Source organism: Streptomyces sp. NPDC001709 (assembly GCF_053596375.1).
This window is the reverse complement of the sequence record NZ_JBSFGB010000009.1, coordinates 129,486-146,198: the sequence shown is the minus strand read 5'-3', so window position 1 is coordinate 146,198 and position 16,713 is coordinate 129,486. Positions and strand designations below refer to the sequence as shown.

Sequence of the window (16,713 nt, the reverse complement as noted above, 5' to 3'; positions counted from 1 at the left end):
GTCAAACCGGGGAGAATTCATGCCGCGTCCGTTCCGCTTCGGGGTCAATCTGCTCACGCCGGCGCCCGCCGCCGAGTGGCGCGCGAAGTGCCGGCGCGCCGAGGAACTGGGGTACGACGTGATCCTCGTACCGGATCACCTGGGCATGGTCGCGCCGTTCCCCGCGCTGGTCGCGGCGGCAGAGGCCACCGAGCGGCCCCGGCTCGGCACCTTTGTGCTCAACGCGGGCTTCTGGAATCCGACGCTGCTGGCCCGTGAGGTGGCGACCACGGACGCGCTCACCGGCGGGCGCCTCGAACTCGGGCTGGGCACCGGGTATGTGCGGGCCGAGCACGAGACGGCCGGGCTGCCGTACGGCTCGCCGCGCGAGCGGGTGGACCACCTCCGGCGTACGGTCGAGGAACTGGACCGGCTGCTCGGCTCACCCGAGCAGCAGCCCCGGCCCGCACAGTCCCGGGTGCCGCTGCTGATCGGCGCCAATGGCGACCGGATGCTGCGGCTGACCGCCGAGCACGCGGACATCGCGGCCTTCCCCGGAGCCCGCCCGGGGTCGGCTCCGGGGACGCTGGAGCCGCTCACCGCCGAGGAGCTGGACGAGCGGGTGGCGCGCTACCGGGACCTGGCGTCGGGCCGGGCGCAGGAGGCCGAACTGAACCTGCTCATCCAGCTCGTGGCCGTCACCTACGACCCCGAGCCCGCCTTGAAGCCGCTGCTGGAACGGCAGGCGCAGCTCACCCTGGACGACGCGCTGGCCCTGCCCATCGTGCTGGCCGGCCCGCTGGACGACGTCGTCGCGCGGGTGCGGGCGCAGCGCGAGCGGTTCGGGTTCTCCTACCTGACCGTGCTGGAGCCGTACATGGAGGCCTTCGCGCCGGTGATGGAGCGGCTTCGCTCAGAGTCCGCATGATGGAAATCCCCGCACGGGACACACCCCGCGTGTTCCGATGATCACATGACTGACCTGCGTATACGCCCAGCAGCCCACGCCGACCTCGACGCCGTGCTCGCCTTCTGGAAGGCGGCCGCCGAAGGCACCAGCATCAGCGACGACCGGGACGGCGTGGAGCGGCTCGTCGTCCACGACCCCGAGGCGCTGCTGCTGGCCGAGCTGGACGGCGAGCTGGTCGGCACGGTGATCGCGGGCTTCGACGGCTGGCGCTGCCATCTGTACCGGCTCGCGGTGCATCCGCGGCGGCGCCGGCGGGGCATCGGCTCGGCGCTGCTGGCCGCCGCCGAGGAGCGGTTCGTACGGCTCGGCGGGCGGCGCGCGGACGCGATGGTGCTGGTGCGCAACGAGCGCGCGCACCACGCCTGGAGTGCGGCCGGTTACGGCGCCGAGGAGCAGTGGCGGCGCTGGGTGAAGCCGCTCGCCGACTGAGGCACCGGACGGTCTTTGCTCATCCTTTACCATTGAGGGAGCACCCGGTCCTCTATGAAAGGTTGTGAGCGTCCGCCCATGGGCGAGCCTCCCAGTCCGCGCCGCCGCGCGTCCCGTACCGCCCTGTCCGATCATGGGACGGGGGTGACCCGATGACCGAAGTGCTCCTCCTCCTGGTGGCGATCCTGCTGTCGCTCACCTGTGGTGCCTTCGTGGCGGCGGAGTTCTCGCTGACCACGGTGGAGCGCGGCGAGCTGGAGCGAGCCGCCGAGCGCGGTGATCGCGGCGCCTCGGGTGCCCTGAAGGCCGCGCGGAACCTGACCTTCCAGCTCTCCGGCGCCCAGCTCGGCATCACCGTCACCAACCTGGTCGTCGGTATGCTCGCCGAGCCGTCGATCGCCAAGCTGCTGGCCGGGCCCTTCCGGGCGATGGGCCTGTCGGGCGGTACGGCGGGTTCGGTCGCCCTGGTGCTCGGTACGGCCCTGTCGACGGTGTTCCTGATGGTCGTCGGCGAGCTGGTGCCGAAGAACTGGGCGATCTCCTCGCCGCTGGCCGTGGCCAAACGGGTGGGCACCCCGCAGCGCTGGTTCAGCGCGGCCTTCCGGCCCTTCATCACGCACCTGAACAACACGGCCAACCATGTCGTGCGCCGCCTCGGCATCGAGCCCGCCGAGGAGCTGGCCTCCGCCCGCGGTCCGCAGGAGCTGGCCGCGCTCGCCCGGCACTCCGCCAAGGCGGGCGCGCTGGAGGCGGACACCGCCGAGCTGTTCGTGCGGACGCTGAACCTGGCCGACCTGACGGCGGAGAACGTGATGACCCCGCGCGTCCAGGTCATCGCCCTCGAAGCCCAGGCGACCTGCGCGGACGTGGCGAACGCGACCCGGGCCACCGGTCTGTCCCGCTTCCCGGTCTACCAGGGCGGTCTGGACTCGGTCATCGGGGTCGCCCACATCAAGGACGTGCTGGCCTTGTCGGCGGAGGAACGCCGCCACCGCCGCGTCTCCCAGGTGATGCGCGAGCCGCTGCTGGTCCCCGAGTCCCTCACCGTCGACCGGCTGCTGGACCGGCTCGGCGGAAAGCGCACCATGGCCGTCGTCATCGACGAGTACGGCGGCACGGCGGGCGTGGCGACCCTGGAGGACATCGTCGAGGAGGTGGTCGGCGAGGTGCGGGACGAGCACGACCCGCACGAGACGCCCGACCTCGCCCCCGCCGGGGCGGATGAGCAGGGCCGGGCCCTGTACTCGGCCGACGGCGCCGCCCGCACCGACCAGCTGGCGCGCGTGGGTCTGCGGGTGCCCGAGGGGCCGTACGAGACCCTGGCGGGCCTCGTCGCGACCCTGCTGGGCCGGATACCGGTGACCGGTGACACGGTCGAGGTCACGGGCTGGCGGCTGGACGTGGTGGACGCCACCGGCCGCCGGGCGGCTCGGGTACTGCTGCACGCGCCGCTGGACGACGAGCAGGCCCCGGAGTGGACGGAGGGGGCGCGATGACCGCCGTACAGCTGCTGATCGGCCTGGCGACGCTGGTCGTCAACGCCTTCTTCGTCGGCGCCGAGTTCGCGCTGATCTCCGTGCGCCGCTCGCAGGTCGAGCCGCTCGCCCAGGAGGGCGACCGGCGTGCGAAGGCCGTGCTGTGGGGTCTGGAGCACGTCTCCGCGCTGCTGGCCGCCGCCCAGCTGGGCATCACGCTGTGCACCCTGGTCCTGGGTGTGGTCGCCGAGCCCGCGATCGCGCATCTGCTGGAGCCGGTGTTCCACGCGCTCGGCGTGCCCGTGAGCGCCGGTCACGCCGTGTCCTTCGTGATCGCGCTGACACTGGCGACCTATCTGCACATGCTGCTGGGCGAGATGGTCCCGAAGAACATCGCCCTCGCCGAACCGGTGCGCAGCGCGCTGCTGCTCGGCCCGCCGCTGGTCGCGCTGTCCCGGGCGCTGCGCCCGGTGATCTTCACGATCAACGCCTTCGCCAACGGCCTGCTGAAACTGCTCAGGGTGGAGGCCAAGGACGAGGTCTCGGCGACCTTCACGGACGCCGAACTCGCCGAGATCGTCAAGGACGCCAGCCAGGCGGGCCTGATCGACAACCGGGCGCAGGAGCGGCTGCACGACGCCCTGGAGCTGGGCAGCCGGCCCGTGCGGGATGTCGTGGTGCCGCTGAGTCGGGTGGTGTACGCGCACATGGGCGTCACCCCGGAGCAGCTGGAGCGGCTGTCGGCCGATTCGGGTTTCTCCCGGTTCCCGGTGGTCGACGTGGGCCGCCGGATCGTGGGCTATCTGCACGTCAAAGACGCGCTGGACGCCTCGCCGCGGGACGTGCCGTTCCGGCTGCGGGACATGCGGCCCATCGCGCGCGTACGGGAGCGGACCCCGCTGGACGATGTGCTCACCGCGATGCGGGGCAGCCGTACGCATCTCGCGGCGGTGCTCGGCGACGACGGCCGGCTGGCCGGCCTGGTGACCATGGAGGACGTGCTGCGGGAGCTGTTCGGGCAACCCGCACCCGGCTGATGCCGGGCGTTCACGGGGCGACCGACCGACGGGTATGGCGCCGGGATACCATCGCTCACGCCATGCAGACGAATCCCACACCTCCCCCCTACGGCAGCCTGGTCGCGGTCGGCGACTCCTTCACCGAGGGCATGTCGGACCTGCTTCCCGACGGCTCCTACCGGGGCTGGGCCGACCTGCTCGCCACGCGGATGGCCGCCCGCACGCCGGGCTTCCGGTACGCCAACCTGGCCGTGCGCGGGAAGCTGATCGGGCAGATAGTCGACGAGCAGGTGGATGTGGCGGCGGCCATGAACGCCGACGTGATCACGCTGGTCGGCGGGCTGAACGACACCCTGCGGCCCAAGTGCGACATGGGCCGGGTGAAGGGTCTGCTGACCGAGGCCGTGGAGCGGCTGGCCCCCTCGTGCAAGCAGCTGGTGCTGATGCGCAGCCCCGGCCGCCAGGGCCCGGTGCTGGAGCGGTTCCGGCCGCGCATGGAGGAGCTGTTCGCCTGCGTGGAGGAGCTGGCCGGCAGACACGGCGCGGTCGTCGTCGACCTGTACGGGGCTCCGGCGCTGAGCGACCCCCGGCTGTGGGACGTGGACCGGCTGCATCTGACGGCCGAGGGGCATCGCCGGGTCGCCGAGGCCGTGTGGCAGACGCTCGGGTACGAGCCGGACGACACCGAGTGGCATGTGCCGATGCCGGCCACCGCCCCGCCGGACTGGGTGACGCGCCGGGTGGCGGACGTACGGTTCGCCCGGCAGCACCTGCTGCCGTGGATCGGGCGGCGCCTGACCGGCCGCTCCTCGGGGGACGGCCGCCCGCCGAAGCGGCCGGAGCTGCTGCCGTACGAGGGGCAGGCGTAGCGCCGGTGCGCGACGTGACGGGCCTCTCGTAGCTTGAGACGAGCGGGGGCGTGGCGCTGGCCTGCACGAACCGCCAGTAGAATCTGGACACGTGACTTCTGTGCCCGCCAAGCCCCGCATCCCGAACGTCCTCGCCGGACGCTACGCCTCCGCCGAGCTCGCCACGCTCTGGTCCCCCGAGCAGAAGGTGAAGCTGGAGCGGCAGCTCTGGCTCGCCGTGCTGCGCGCCCAGAAGGACCTCGGCATCGAGGTGCCCGACGAGGCGATCGCCGACTACGAGCGTGTCCTCGACACCGTCGACCTGGCCTCGATCGCCGAGCGCGAGAAGGTCACCCGGCACGATGTGAAGGCGCGGATCGAGGAGTTCAACGACCTCGCCGGGCACGAGCACGTGCACAAGGGCATGACCTCCCGCGACCTCACCGAGAACGTCGAGCAGCTGCAGGTCCGGCTGTCGCTGGAGCTGATGCGCGACCGTACGGTGGCCGTGCTGGCCCGCCTCGGCAAGCTGGCCGGCGAGTACGCCGAGCTGGTCATGGCCGGCCGCTCGCACAACGTGGCCGCGCAGGCCACCACCCTCGGCAAGCGGTTCGCGACCGCCGCCGACGAGCTGCTGGTCGCCTACGGCCGCGTCGAGGAGCTGCTGGGCCGCTACCCGCTGCGTGGCATCAAGGGCCCGGTCGGCACCGCGCAGGACATGCTGGACCTGCTCGGCGGCGACGCGGCGAAGCTCGCCGAGCTGGAGAACCGGATCGCCCGGCACCTGGGCTTCTCGCAGGCGTTCACCTCGGTCGGTCAGGTCTACCCGCGCTCGCTGGACTACGAGGTCGTCACCGCGCTGGTGCAGCTGGCGGCGGCGCCCTCCTCGCTGGCCAAGACGATCCGGCTGATGGCCGGGCACGAGCTGGTCACCGAGGGCTTCAAGCCGGGCCAGGTCGGCTCGTCCGCGATGCCGCACAAGATGAACACCCGCTCCTGCGAGCGCGTCAACGGCCTCATGGTCATCCTGCGCGGCTACGCCTCGATGACCGGCGAGCTGGCGGGCGACCAGTGGAACGAGGGCGACGTGTCCTGCTCGGTGGTGCGCCGGGTCGCGCTGCCGGACGCGTTCTTCGCGCTCGACGGTCTACTGGAGACCTTCCTGACCGTGCTGGACGAGTTCGGTGCCTTCCCGGCCGTCGTCGCCCGCGAGCTGGACCGCTACCTGCCGTTCCTGGCCACCACCAAGGTGCTCATGGGCGCCGTGCGGGCCGGGGTCGGCCGTGAGGTCGCGCACGAGGCGATCAAGGAGAACGCCGTGGCCACCGCGCTCGCGATGCGCGAGCAGGGCGCCGAGCGCAACGACCTGCTCGACAAGCTCGCCGCCGACGGCCGCCTGCCGCTCGACCGTGACCAGCTGGCGGCGCTGATGGCCGACAAGCTGTCCTTCACGGGCGCCGCCGCCGACCAGGTGGGTGTCGTCGTGGGCCGGATCGAGGAGATCGTCAAGCAGCACCCGGAGGCCGCCGGTTACACCCCCGGAGCGATCCTCTGACCCGCGCGCCCCGTTCGCCGCGCTCACCGCGCTTGACCAAGGCGGACCTGGAGGCCGCCCGCGACCGTCTCGTCCCGGACGTGGTCGCGGACGGCCTGCGGGTGCTGTTCTGTGGCATCAACCCGGGACTGATGACCGCCGCGACCGGCCACCACTTCGCCCGCCCCGGCAATCGCTTCTGGCCGGTGCTGCACCTGTCGGGCTTCACCCCGAGGCTGCTGGCACCGGCCGAGCAGCGGGAACTGCTGTCGTACGGACTGGGCATCACGAACGTCGTGGCACGGGCGACCGCGCGGGCCGACGAGCTGGCGGCCGAGGAGTACGTCGAGGGCGGGCGACTGCTGGCCGAGAAGGTGACACGGCTGAGGCCGCGGTGGCTGGCCGTGGTCGGGGTGACCGCGTACCGGGCCGCCTTCGGCGACCGCAGCGCGCAGGTGGGACCCCAGGAGCGGGTCATCGGGGACAGCCGGGTGTGGGTGCTGCCCAACCCCAGCGGGCTGAACGCGCACTGGACGGCGGCGACCATGGCGGAGGAGTTCACCCGGCTGCGGGCCGCTGCCCTGGCCTAGCGGTGGCGGCCGGGGGCCTGCGTGACGGCGGCCCGGCGCGGAGTCGGGCCGGCTGCCGGCGCCGTGCGGCCGGTGGTCACGGCGGAGGTGTCTCCGTGACCGTGATCAGGAGCCGTATCTCGTCCGCGCCGTCCCGGTCGGCGACGCCGACGGCGACCCAGCGTCCGGTCCCCGCCGGCTGCCACACGTCCAGCTCGTCGGTGAGCAGGCTGAGGGTGGCCCAGGGTTCCGGTATCTCCTCGCCCCGGCTCAGCCGCAGCCGCACCGTCAGCTGGCCCCACGGCGGCTGACGGCCCCAGCGGTCGTGCAGCCGCTCCGCTATGGCCTCTCGGTACGCCTGGAAGTCCGCAGCGGTCCGCTCCCGCACCGAGGCCTCGCCCGCTCGCATCCCGTGGCTCGTCTCTAACGCCAGGGTGGCGTAACCGGGGCCTGCCGTGCCCGACTCGGACCGGCCGTGCTCCGCCGGGAACTCCCGGGCGCACAGCCGGTCGACCGCAGCGAGATGGTTCGCGATGTCCATGTGATCCAGTAAAGCGGGCGGCACTGACAATTGGCGGGCCGTCAGGCATCCCTGCGGTGCAGGCTCCACGCACCGGCCAGCAGGGCGGCCGCCGACCACAGCGCGGTCACCGCGAGCCCGCTCCACGGGCCGAGGACGCCGTCCCAGGCGCTGTGCAGGGCGACTTGACCGGCCCGGTCGGGCAGGAAGTCGGCGACGCCGGCGGAGAGGTCGCCGACGACGAAGGACACGATCAGCAGGAACGGGATCAGCAGCGACAAGGTTGCGACACCGCTGCGCAGCACGGCCGCGAGTCCGGCCGCGAACAGCGCCATGAGCGTCAGGTGCAGTGCGCAGCCGACGGCGCCGCGCAGGCCCTCGCCCCAGGCCGGGCCGGAGGTGCCGAGGACCGTCTTGCCGACCAGCAGCGTGACCAGCCCGGTGAGGAGGCCGACGGCCAGCACGGGCAGGGCGATCGCGGTGGCCTTGGCGGCGAACCACCGCCGTCGGTCGGGCACCGCCGACAGCGTCAGCCGCAGCGCGCCGCCCCGGAACTCTGCCGAGACGGCCGTCGTACCGAAGGCGACCGCGGCGATCTGGCCGAGACCGACGCCGAAGAACACCGCGTACAGCGGGTCCGAGCCGTCGGCGTCGGCTGCCGCCGGCACAGAGAACGCGGTGGTGGCGAGGAGGACGGCGGCCAGGCTGCCGACGAGCGAGCGCAGGGTACGGATCTTGATCCACTCGGCGTGCAGAACGGGTGCGAACGGCATGGTCAGGCCTCCTGGGGCAGTGCGGTGAACTCGGCCTCGGCCGCGGTCAGGTCGAGATAGGCCTCCTCCAAGGTGGCCTCGTGCGCGGCGAGTTCCAGGACGGGGACGCCCGCCTCGGAGATGAGCCGGCCGATGTCGTCCACGCGCGCGTGCCGCACGGTGCGTGTGCCGTCCGGGTCCAGGGAGGCGTCGAGGCCGTGGTGGGCGAGCAGATCGTCCAGCGCGGCGGGCTCGGTGGTGCGGATCCTGACGTGCGGCCGAACGCGCGCGTGGATGAACTCCCGGACCGGTGTGTCGGCCAGCAGTCGGCCCCGGCCCAGGATCACGAGGTGGTCGGCGAAGACGGCGGTCTCGCCCATCAGATGGCTGGAGACCAGGACCGTACGGCCCTCCCCGGCGAGCCGGCGCAGCAGCTTGCGGATCCAGACGATGCCTTCGGGGTCCAGGCCGTTGGCGGGTTCGTCGAGCAGGATCACCTCCGGGTCGCCGAGGAGGGCGGCGGCGATACCGAGGCGCTGGCGCATGCCCAGGGAGTACGTCCGTACCCGGCGCCGGGCCACCTGGGCGAGTCCGGTCTCCTCCAGGACGGCGTCGACCCGGCGGTGCGGGATGCGGTTGCTCGCGGCGAGGGCGCGCAGATGGTCGCGGGCACTGCGGGAGCCGTGCGCGGCCCGGGCGTCGAGCAACGCGCCCACGCGGCGCAGGGGTTCGCGCAGGTCCGCGTAGGCCTGGCCACCGATCCCGGCGGTGCCGGAGGTGGGCCGGTCGAGGCCGAGGACGAGGCGCATGGTGGTGGACTTGCCGGCGCCGTTGGGGCCGAGGAAGCCGGTGACACGGCCGGGGCGGACGCTGAAGGTGAGCTGGTCCACGGCCCGCCGTCCGCCGAACTCCTTGGTGAGGTCGCGTACGTCGATGCTGGTCATGACCAACAGACTGACGATCGCCGGCCCCCGGGTCCTCCCCCGCCGGTGGAGACCGGCTCCCCCGTGCGGGGGAGGCTCGTTGTCGGTGCCGCCTGCGACGATGGCGTCATGGCCCGCATGCTCAGCTTCCTGCGCCCGCTGACGCGCGGGACGACGTACACGCGCCTGTTGCACCTGTGGGTGCCGATGCTGGTGGTGAGCATCTGGCTGTTCATCGACATGTCGACTCCCTGGGCGCCGGCGCTGGTGCTCGTCCCGCTCGGCCTCGTGCCCGCGGTACGCATGGGCGAGGGCGTGCAGGCGCGGCTGCTGCTCACACCCGGCGAGGCGGAGCCGGGCATCTCCGAGGCGCCGTCGGCGACCTGGCGGGACCGGTGGCGCACGGTGCTGTGGCTGGAGCTGAGGATGGTCCTCGGCGCGGCGGCCATGTTCGCCACGGTGTGGCTGCTCGGCACCTCCTTCGAACTGGCCCGCTGTGCCTGGGGGCGGGCGCCCTCCGGGGTGGCGCTGCTGGACCGGCTGCCTCCGCACCGCGCCTGGGCCCTGCTGACACCGCTCGCGCTGCTCGCCCTGTACGGCGTGGTCGTCGGGCTCGGCGAGCTGATCACCGCCTGCGCACGCCGGCTGCTGGGACCCTCCGCGGCCGAGCGGGTGGCCGCCCTGGAAGAGCGCACCGAGCAACTGCTGGAACGCACGCGTATAGCAAGGGAGTTGCACGACTCGATCGGACACGCCCTCACGGTGGCGGTGGTGCAGGCGGGCGCGGCGCGGGCGGCGGGCGATCCGGAGTTCACCAACCGGGCGCTGGACGCCATCGAGGAGACCGGCCGGGCGGCCCTGGAGGACCTGGAGCGCGTACTGGGCGTGCTGCGGGAGACCGGGCGCCCGGTGAGCGCCCGGCCCACGCTGGCCGACGCCGACCGGCTCCTGGAGTCGGCGCGGGCCTCCGGCGCGAACGTCGACGCCGAGGTGACGGGTCCGGTCGCCGCCGTGCCCGGACCGGTGTCCCGCGAGGGGTACCGGATCCTGCAGGAGGCGCTCACCAATGTGCTGCGGCACGCCGGGGCCGTCCCGGTGCGGGTCCGGGTCACGGTCGCCGACGGCACGCTCGCCCTGGAGGTGCGCAACCCCCTGCCGGGCGCGATACCCGCCCCCTCGCGGGGCAGCGGTCTGCGCGGCATACGGGAGCGGGCCGCGCTGCTCGGCGGCAGCGCCGTGGCCGGCCCCGACCAGGGCGACTGGCAGGTGCGGGCGGAGCTGCCGATCACTTGATCTAGTCTGGCCGGATGCCGGTGACCGTACTCCTCGTCGACGATGAACCCCTGGTCCGCGCGGGTCTGCGGGCCGTGTTGGAGGCGCAGCCCGACATCGAGGTCGTGGGTGAGGCGGCCGACGGGGCCGCGGTCGTCCCGCTGGTGCGGCAACTGCGGCCGGACGTGGTCGCCATGGACGTCCGTATGCCGTTGCTGGACGGCATCGAGGCCACGCGCGTGGTGCTGCGCACGGTGGCCGACCCGCCGAAGATCCTCGTGGTGACGACCTTCGAGGACGACGAGTACGTGTACGAGGCGCTGCGCGCGGGTGCCGACGGGTTTCTGCTGAAGCGGGCCCGCCCGGCCGAGATCGTGCACGCGGTACGGCTGGTCGCCGAGGGCGAGTCACTGCTGTTCCCGGCTTCCGTACGACGCCTCGCCGCCCGGTACGGCGACGGGGACCGGCCGGCACGTGCCGTGCTGGAGCGGGCCCGGATGACGGAGCGGGAGGCGGAGGTGCTCCGGCTCATGGCGCGGGGGCTGTCGAACGCGGAGATCGCCGCGCGGCTGGTCGTGGGCGGGGAGACGGTCAAGTCCCATGTGAGCGCCGTACTGGCCAAGCTCGGCGCGCGGGACCGTACCCAGGCGGTGATCGCGGCGTACGAGTCGGGGTTCGTCGAGCCGGGGTGAGTCGGGGGGACGAGTCGGGCCGGGACGAGTCGGGCCGGACTTGCGGAACCCGGCACTCGCCGGGCCGCGCCCGGGCCGAGTACGATCCGGCCAACACGCCCGCGAGCTGGAAGGACGGACGGTGGGGCAGCTGACCGGCGGCGATCCCTCGCTGCTGCGAAGGATCAATTCCGCGGTGGTGCTGCACGCGCTGCGGGCCACGGACTGCGCGACGCTCACCGAGATCACCCGGGTCACCGGACTGTCCCGGCCGACCGTCGAGGGTGTCGTGGAAGGGCTCATCGAGGGCGGACTCGTCGTGGAGACGGCGGCCGACGAGGGCACCGCACGCCGGCAGGGGCGGCCCGCGCGCCGGTTCCGGTTCCGGGCCGAGGCGGGGCATCTGCTGGGCCTGGAGATCGGTCCGCACCGGGTCGCGGCGCTGCTGTCCGACCTGGACGGGCGGGTGCTGGGCGCACAGGCCAAGGACGTCGACGTGACCGCGACGGCGGACGAGCGGCTCGACCGGCTGCGCGGCGCGGTCGCCGAGCTGCTGCGGCGGGCCGGGGTCGCGCGCGGCTCGCTGCGGGCGGTGGGGGTGGGCACACCGGGGATCGTGGAGGCCGACGGCACGGTGCGGCTGGGCACGGCGCTGCCGCAGTGGACGGGCCTGAAGCTGGGTGAACGGCTCAGCCGGTCCTTCAAGTGCCCGGTGCTGGTGGAGAACGACGCCAACGCGGCCGCCGTCGCCGAGCACTGGAAGGGCGCGGCGGCCGAGACGGACGACGTGGTGTTCGTGCTGGCCGGGCTGAGCCCGGGCGCGGGTTCACTGATCGGCGGGCGGCTGCACCGCGGCTACGGCGGGGCGGCCGGGGAGATCGGCGCGCTGCATCTGCTGGGCCGGGAGGCGACTCCGGAGACGCTGCTGTCCACCACCGACGAGCCGTTGCACCCGCTGGACGAGCAGGCGGTCGCCGAGGTGTTCGCGCTGGCCCGGGAGGGTGACCAGCGGGCGCGGGCGGCCGTGGAGCGGTTCATCCAGCGGCTCGTGCACGACGTGGCCGCGCTGGTGCTGGCGCTCGATCCCGAGCTGGTCGTGATCGGTGGCTGGGCGGCCGGTCTCGACGGCGTCCTGGAACCCCTGCGCCGCGAACTGGCCCGCTACTGCCTGCGTCCGCCGCAGGTGAAGCTGTCCCTGCTGGGAGAGGCGGCGGTGGCTACGGGGGCACTGCGCCTGGCTTTGGACCATGTGGAGGAACAGCTGTTCACGGTGGACGGCCCGGGGACGCGGCGCTGAGCTCCGGCCGGGCCGGGTGCGGGGCACGGCGCTGAGCTACGGCCGCGCTGGGCACGGGGCTCGGAGCTGGGCCTCGGCCGCACCTGGCGCAGGACGCGGCACTGAGCTTCAGCCGCACCGGGCACGGAACTCGTCGCTGAGCCTCGCCATGCCGGGCGCAGGACGCGGCGCTGAGCTACGGCCGCACCGGGCACGGGACGCGGCGCTTCGGCCGGACCGGGCGCAGAACGGCGCTGAACTTCAGCCGCACCGGGCACGGAACTCGGAGCTGAGCTACGGCCGCGCCGGGCAGGGGGCTCGGAGCTGAGCCTCGGCCGCGCCAGGCACGGAACCGGCACTGAGCTTCGCCATGCCGGGCCCAGGACGCGGCGCCGAGCCACGGCCGCACCGCGCGCGGCGTCGTCGTGTCGCTGCGGTGCCGTCGTGGCTGGTCGCGTCCACGCGGCCGAGCCGCACATCGACACAGCCCCGCGCCCCCGAGGTTGGCTGCCCCCGGCCCGGCGCTCAAGAGGTGCCCGGGGTTCAGGAAGCCCGGCGCTCCGGGTCGTGGTGTATCTCCACGTCCGGTGAGTCGCCGAAGGTCAGGCGGCAGGTGTCGGCGCGGTAGGTCGCGATGGACAGGGCGGCCGTGCGGCCCGCGGCGAAGAAGCGGGTGGTGACGACCAGGACGGGCGAACCGGGCAGCCGGTCCAGCTCCTTGGCGTCGTCGGCGCGTGCGGAGCCCAGTTCGACGGCACGGTCCTGGCCCTCGAGCGTCAGGTGCTGCAGCTCGCGCAGCACCGCACGCGCGCGTGCCGGGCCGGACGGGGCGTCGATCGCGGTGAGGTCGGGCACCGAGGCCGCCGGGATGTAGAGCAGTTCGGTGGCGACCGGCTGACCCTGGGACATCCGGGAGCGCCGCACGGTGTGGACCGGCTCGTCCGCGCCGGTCTCCAGGGCCGCGGCGACGGCCGCGGGCGGCGCCGCCTGGTCGGAGTCGACGGGCTGCCAGGCGTCCGACGCGGCGCCCGGCCAGGCGTGCTGTTCGGTGCCGACGGCCACGCCCACGCGCGGAGGCGCGACGGTCGTACCGACGCCGCGGCGGCGCTGCAGCCGGCCTTCCAGCTCCAGCTGTTCGAGGGCCTGGCGGAGCGTGGCCCGGGCCACGCCGAAGCGGGCGGCGAGGTCGCGCTCGTTGGGCAGGATCTCGCCGACCGAGAACTCGGAGTCCAGTGCCTCGGTGAGCACGGTCTTGAGATGCCAGTACTTCGGTTCCGGTACCGATTCCAGCTGCGTGGTCCCCACCCTGTCCTCCGCAAGAGCCGTGGTCCGGCGGTTTTTAGCGCCCTTGTTTATTAAAGGTTGTTGCACTTCTCTGCGACCATAGGGCGGCCTTCACCCTTGGTCAAGACCAATCCTCGTCCCCTTGGGCGACGCGGGGCCGACCTGCCGCAGAGCGTTCACGAGGCGTTCGTACGCGGCGGTGTGTGTGACATGACGGCAAAGCCCCCGTCGCAGGACAGGGGCTCGCGAGGCGCGTGTGGTTCCGCGACGTGTATCTCAGCGGTCGACGAGGCGCCGCAGCTTGTCCGGGTTCCGGACGATATACACCGTCATCACGCGGCCGCCCGCGATGTCCAGCTGGACCAGGCTGTCGGGCTTGCCGCCGGCCAGCATCAGCACGGCCGGGCCGCCATTGACCTCCAGGACGCGGTAGGACAGCGCGGCCGGGGACTGCCGCGCGACGCCGACGAGGAAGCGGCCGACCTTGTCGGCGGTGTGCAGGATCCGCAGCGGCGCCTTGGCCTTGCCGCCGCTGTCGCCGACCAGGCGGGCGTCCGGCGCGAGCAGGGACATCAGTCCGTCCAGGTCACCGCCGCCCGCAGCGGCGAGGAAACGTTCGGTCAGCTCGCGTCGCTGCGCGGGGTCGACCTCGTAGCGCGGCCGCCGTTCGTCGACGTGCCGGCGCGCCCGCCCGGCGAGTTGCCGTACCGCCGCCTCACCGCGGTCGAGCAGGGCGGCGATCTCGGCGAACGGGTAGCCGAACGCCTCCCTGAGCACGAAGACGGCCCGCTCCAGCGGCGACAGCGACTCCAGGACGACCAGTACGGCCAGGGAGACGCTGTCGGCGAGCACGGCGCGGTCCGCCGCGTCGGGGACGGCCTCGCCGAACTCGGTGAGATACGGCTCGGGCAGCCACGGCCCGACATACGCCTCGCCGCGCGACTGCACCTGGCGCAGCCGGTCGATGGCCAGCCGGGTGGTGACGCGCACCAGGTAGGCGCGCGGTTCGCGGACCTCCGCGCGGTCGGCGCGGGACCAGCGCAGCCAGGCGTCCTGGACCACGTCCTCGGCGTCGGCGACCCGGCCGAGCATCCGGTAGGCGACCCCCATGAGCAGGGGACGGTGCTGTTCGAAGACGTCGGTGGCGGTCTCGCTGGTCACCGCCCCATCCCAGCCGACACGCGCCGGGTGTGTCCACCCGGAATCGGCCCGTCCGGCAGCGGTCCGGATCACAATGACCGCGGACCGCCGGGGGACGGCGGCCGGTGAGCGGGAGGTGGCCGATGCGGTACGCGGTGCTGGGCACGGGCGAGGTGGGCCGCACGCTGGGCGGCAGGCTGGTGGAACTGGGGCACGAGGTGACCCTCGGGTCCCGCACCAAGGACAATCCGGTGGCGCTGGAGTGGGCCACGGCCGCGGCGGAGCGGGCCCGCGCGGGCACGTTCGCGGAGGCGGCCGCGGTGGGCGAGGTGGTCATCAACGCGGTGAGCGGCCGGGTGGCGCTCGACGCGCTGCGGGCCGCCGGAGCGGAGCAGCTCGACGGCAAGGTCCTGGTGGACGTCTGCAATCCCCTGGCCTTCGAGGACGGGGAACCACGCCTGGATCCGGTGGAGTCGGACAGCGTGGGCGAGCAGATCCAGCGGGCCTTCCCGCACGTGCGCGTGGTGAAGACGCTGAACACGGTCAACTGTCAGGTGATGGTGGATCCGGGGCGGGTGCCGGGCGCGCACAACCTGTTCGTGTGCGGCGAGGACGCCGGGGCCAAGAAGCAGGTGACGGCCATGCTCGGGGAGCTGGGATGGCCGGCGGAGCGGGTGCTGGACCTGGGCGGGATCCGGGCGGCGCGGACGGTGGAGATGTATCTGCCGCTGTGGCTCACCATGATGCGGCAGTTCGGGACCGCGGACTTCAACATCGAGGTGCACCGGGCGCATTGACCGTCGCGGGAGCGCTGGGCGTACGCCCAGCAGGGACTACCGGCAGGTAGCAATTGCTGACAAGCTGTCTACGGCGTCCGTCAGCACCCAGACGAGGAGCACCCCCCATGTCCGCCACCGTCTCCTTCAAGGTCCCCACTCCGCACGGCCCCAAGGACGCGACCGTGTCCTACGCGCGCGTGGGGCACGGCGAACCGCTGGTCCTGCTGCACGGTATCGGCCATCACCGGCAGGCCTGGGACCCGGTCGTGGACATCCTCGCCACCGAGCGCGACGTCATCGCCGTGGACCTGCCGGGCTTCGGCGCTTCCCCGGGCCTGCCGGACGGCCTCGCCTACGACCTGCCCACCACCAACTCGGTGCTCGGCGCCTTCTTCGAGGCGCTGGAGCTGGACCGCCCGCACATCGCGGGCAACTCGCTGGGCGGCCTGCTCGCCCTGGAGCTGGGCCGGGAGAAGCTCGTACGGTCCGTCACGACGCTGTCCCCCGCCGGGTTCTGGACGGAGGCCGAGCGCCGGTACGCCTTCGCGGTGCTGCTCGCGATGCGGGGCATCGCCCAGCGGCTCCCGCTGCCGCTGGTGGAGCGGCTGTCGCGCACCGCGGCGGGCCGTACCGCGCTGACGAGCACCATCTACGCCCGGCCCGCGCGCCGTGCCCCGGAGGCCGTGGTCGCCGAGACGCTCGCACTGGTGGGCGCCACCGGGTTCGACGCGACGCTGCGGGCGGGCTCCACCGTCCGGTTCACCGACGAGCTGCCGGGCCTGCCGGTCACGGTGGCCTGGGGCACCCGGGACCGGCTGCTCCTACGACGTCAGGGTGTGCGCGCCAAGCAGATGATCCCGCACGCCCGACTGGTGCGGCTGCCCGGCTGCGGCCACTGCCCGATGAACGACGACCCGGCGCTGGTGGCGCGGGTCATCCTGGACGGCAGCCGCTGAACGCGGCGCCGCAGTCGGCACCGGACGCGGAGCGAGCGGACGTCGCCGTCGCCTCGGGGCACGGGCTGGGGCGGACGCCGGTTCAAGCCCGCGCCGAAGGACTCGTCCCGGCCATCGGTACCGCGCGCCACGCACGCGTGCGTGTCACCGGTACTTCCGCCGGGTCGGACACACTCCCGCACACCGCACCCCCCGGCCCGCCCCGGCTGCCGCGGCACGCGTGCGTGCGCTCGGCTTCGTGCACCGGGCCTCGACGGCACGTGGCCGCCGTCCGGCCGACCGACGGCCGCGGCACCCCCGTCGGCGGGCGCTCCCCT

The 16,713-nt window shown here is 73.4% G+C and carries 17 protein-coding genes; 12 read left to right on the top strand and 5 right to left on the bottom strand.

Features of this window, described 5'->3' with window-relative positions; all coding sequences use genetic code 11:
* Positions 1–19: 19 nt before the first annotated feature.
* The 7 genes from ACWC0C_RS16560 (at position 20) to mug (ending at position 6,844) form a co-directional block, all read left to right on the top strand.
* Positions 20–907, top strand: coding sequence for an LLM class F420-dependent oxidoreductase (locus tag ACWC0C_RS16560; RefSeq protein WP_450864604.1), 888 nt, complete (start codon positions 20–22; stop codon positions 905–907).
* 45 nt (positions 908–952) lie between these two features.
* Entirely contained in the window at positions 953–1,378 is a 426-nt protein-coding gene (locus ACWC0C_RS16555) for a GNAT family N-acetyltransferase (RefSeq protein WP_450864603.1), read from the top strand.
* 152 nt (positions 1,379–1,530) lie between these two features.
* Positions 1,531–2,874, top strand: a complete 1,344-nt coding sequence (locus tag ACWC0C_RS16550; protein WP_450864602.1) for a hemolysin family protein — start codon at positions 1,531–1,533, stop codon at positions 2,872–2,874.
* Complete coding sequence (locus ACWC0C_RS16545; protein WP_450864601.1) at positions 2,871–3,890, top strand: hemolysin family protein; 1,020 nt, start codon at positions 2,871–2,873, stop codon at positions 3,888–3,890. The genes ACWC0C_RS16550 and ACWC0C_RS16545 overlap by 4 nt, the downstream gene beginning before the upstream one ends.
* Positions 3,891–3,952: 62 nt before the next feature.
* The gene (locus tag ACWC0C_RS16540; RefSeq protein ID WP_450864600.1) at positions 3,953–4,741 is read left to right on the top strand and encodes an SGNH/GDSL hydrolase family protein; all 789 of its coding nucleotides are present in this window, start codon (positions 3,953–3,955) and stop codon (positions 4,739–4,741) included.
* 91 nt (positions 4,742–4,832) lie between these two features.
* On the top strand, positions 4,833–6,275 hold the full coding sequence (gene purB, locus ACWC0C_RS16535; RefSeq protein WP_450864599.1) for an adenylosuccinate lyase: 1,443 nt from the start codon (positions 4,833–4,835) through the stop codon (positions 6,273–6,275).
* A gap of 32 nt (positions 6,276–6,307) precedes the next feature.
* Positions 6,308–6,844 carry a G/U mismatch-specific DNA glycosylase gene (gene mug / locus ACWC0C_RS16530; protein WP_450864598.1) on the top strand — a complete coding sequence of 179 codons (537 nt, stop codon included), beginning with the start codon at positions 6,308–6,310 and terminating at the stop codon, positions 6,842–6,844.
* Between the two features lie 76 nt (positions 6,845–6,920).
* Here the strand turns inward: mug and ACWC0C_RS16525 are convergent, their stop codons facing one another.
* Genes ACWC0C_RS16525 through ACWC0C_RS16515 form a run of 3 tightly spaced genes read right to left on the bottom strand, consistent with a single transcriptional unit; the run spans position 6,921 to position 9,039 of the window.
* A complete protein-coding gene (locus ACWC0C_RS16525) occupies positions 6,921–7,364 on the bottom strand; it encodes a hypothetical protein (protein WP_450864597.1) in 444 nt (147 codons plus the stop codon).
* Between the two features lie 41 nt (positions 7,365–7,405).
* Positions 7,406–8,116 (bottom strand): ABC transporter permease, encoded by a 711-nt coding sequence (locus tag ACWC0C_RS16520; protein ID WP_449195434.1) that lies wholly within the window; start codon positions 8,114–8,116, stop codon positions 7,406–7,408.
* Positions 8,117–8,118: 2 nt separating this feature from the next.
* A complete protein-coding gene (locus tag ACWC0C_RS16515) occupies positions 8,119–9,039 on the bottom strand; it encodes an ABC transporter ATP-binding protein (RefSeq protein ID WP_450864596.1) in 921 nt (306 codons plus the stop codon).
* Between the two features lie 117 nt (positions 9,040–9,156).
* Here ACWC0C_RS16515 and ACWC0C_RS16510 point away from each other — a divergent pair, with 117 nt between their 5' ends.
* The 3 genes from ACWC0C_RS16510 to ACWC0C_RS16500 all read left to right on the top strand — a co-directional run bounded on the left by ACWC0C_RS16510 (position 9,157) and on the right by ACWC0C_RS16500 (position 12,258).
* The gene (locus ACWC0C_RS16510; protein WP_450864685.1) at positions 9,157–10,311 is read left to right on the top strand and encodes a sensor histidine kinase; all 1,155 of its coding nucleotides are present in this window, start codon (positions 9,157–9,159) and stop codon (positions 10,309–10,311) included.
* 14 nt (positions 10,312–10,325) lie between these two features.
* Positions 10,326–10,982 (top strand): response regulator, encoded by a 657-nt coding sequence (locus ACWC0C_RS16505; protein ID WP_450864595.1) that lies wholly within the window; start codon positions 10,326–10,328, stop codon positions 10,980–10,982.
* A 121-nt stretch (positions 10,983–11,103) separates the two neighbouring features.
* Positions 11,104–12,258, top strand: a complete 1,155-nt coding sequence (locus ACWC0C_RS16500; protein ID WP_449195431.1) for an ROK family transcriptional regulator — start codon at positions 11,104–11,106, stop codon at positions 12,256–12,258.
* A 522-nt stretch (positions 12,259–12,780) separates the two neighbouring features.
* On the opposite strand, the gene ACWC0C_RS16495 is transcribed toward ACWC0C_RS16500, so the two are convergent.
* Complete coding sequence (locus tag ACWC0C_RS16495; protein WP_450864594.1) at positions 12,781–13,542, bottom strand: GntR family transcriptional regulator; 762 nt, start codon at positions 13,540–13,542, stop codon at positions 12,781–12,783.
* Positions 13,543–13,797: 255 nt separating this feature from the next.
* Entirely contained in the window at positions 13,798–14,682 is an 885-nt protein-coding gene (locus tag ACWC0C_RS16490) for an RNA polymerase sigma-70 factor (RefSeq protein WP_450864593.1), read from the bottom strand.
* Between the two features lie 122 nt (positions 14,683–14,804).
* Here ACWC0C_RS16490 and ACWC0C_RS16485 point away from each other — a divergent pair, with 122 nt between their 5' ends.
* Together ACWC0C_RS16485 and ACWC0C_RS16480 are read left to right on the top strand one after the other, a co-directional pair.
* Positions 14,805–15,458 carry an NADPH-dependent F420 reductase gene (locus ACWC0C_RS16485; RefSeq protein WP_450864592.1) on the top strand — a complete coding sequence of 218 codons (654 nt, stop codon included), beginning with the start codon at positions 14,805–14,807 and terminating at the stop codon, positions 15,456–15,458.
* A gap of 107 nt (positions 15,459–15,565) precedes the next feature.
* Complete coding sequence (locus tag ACWC0C_RS16480; protein ID WP_450864591.1) at positions 15,566–16,396, top strand: alpha/beta fold hydrolase; 831 nt, start codon at positions 15,566–15,568, stop codon at positions 16,394–16,396.
* Positions 16,397–16,713: the final 317 nt, after the last annotated feature.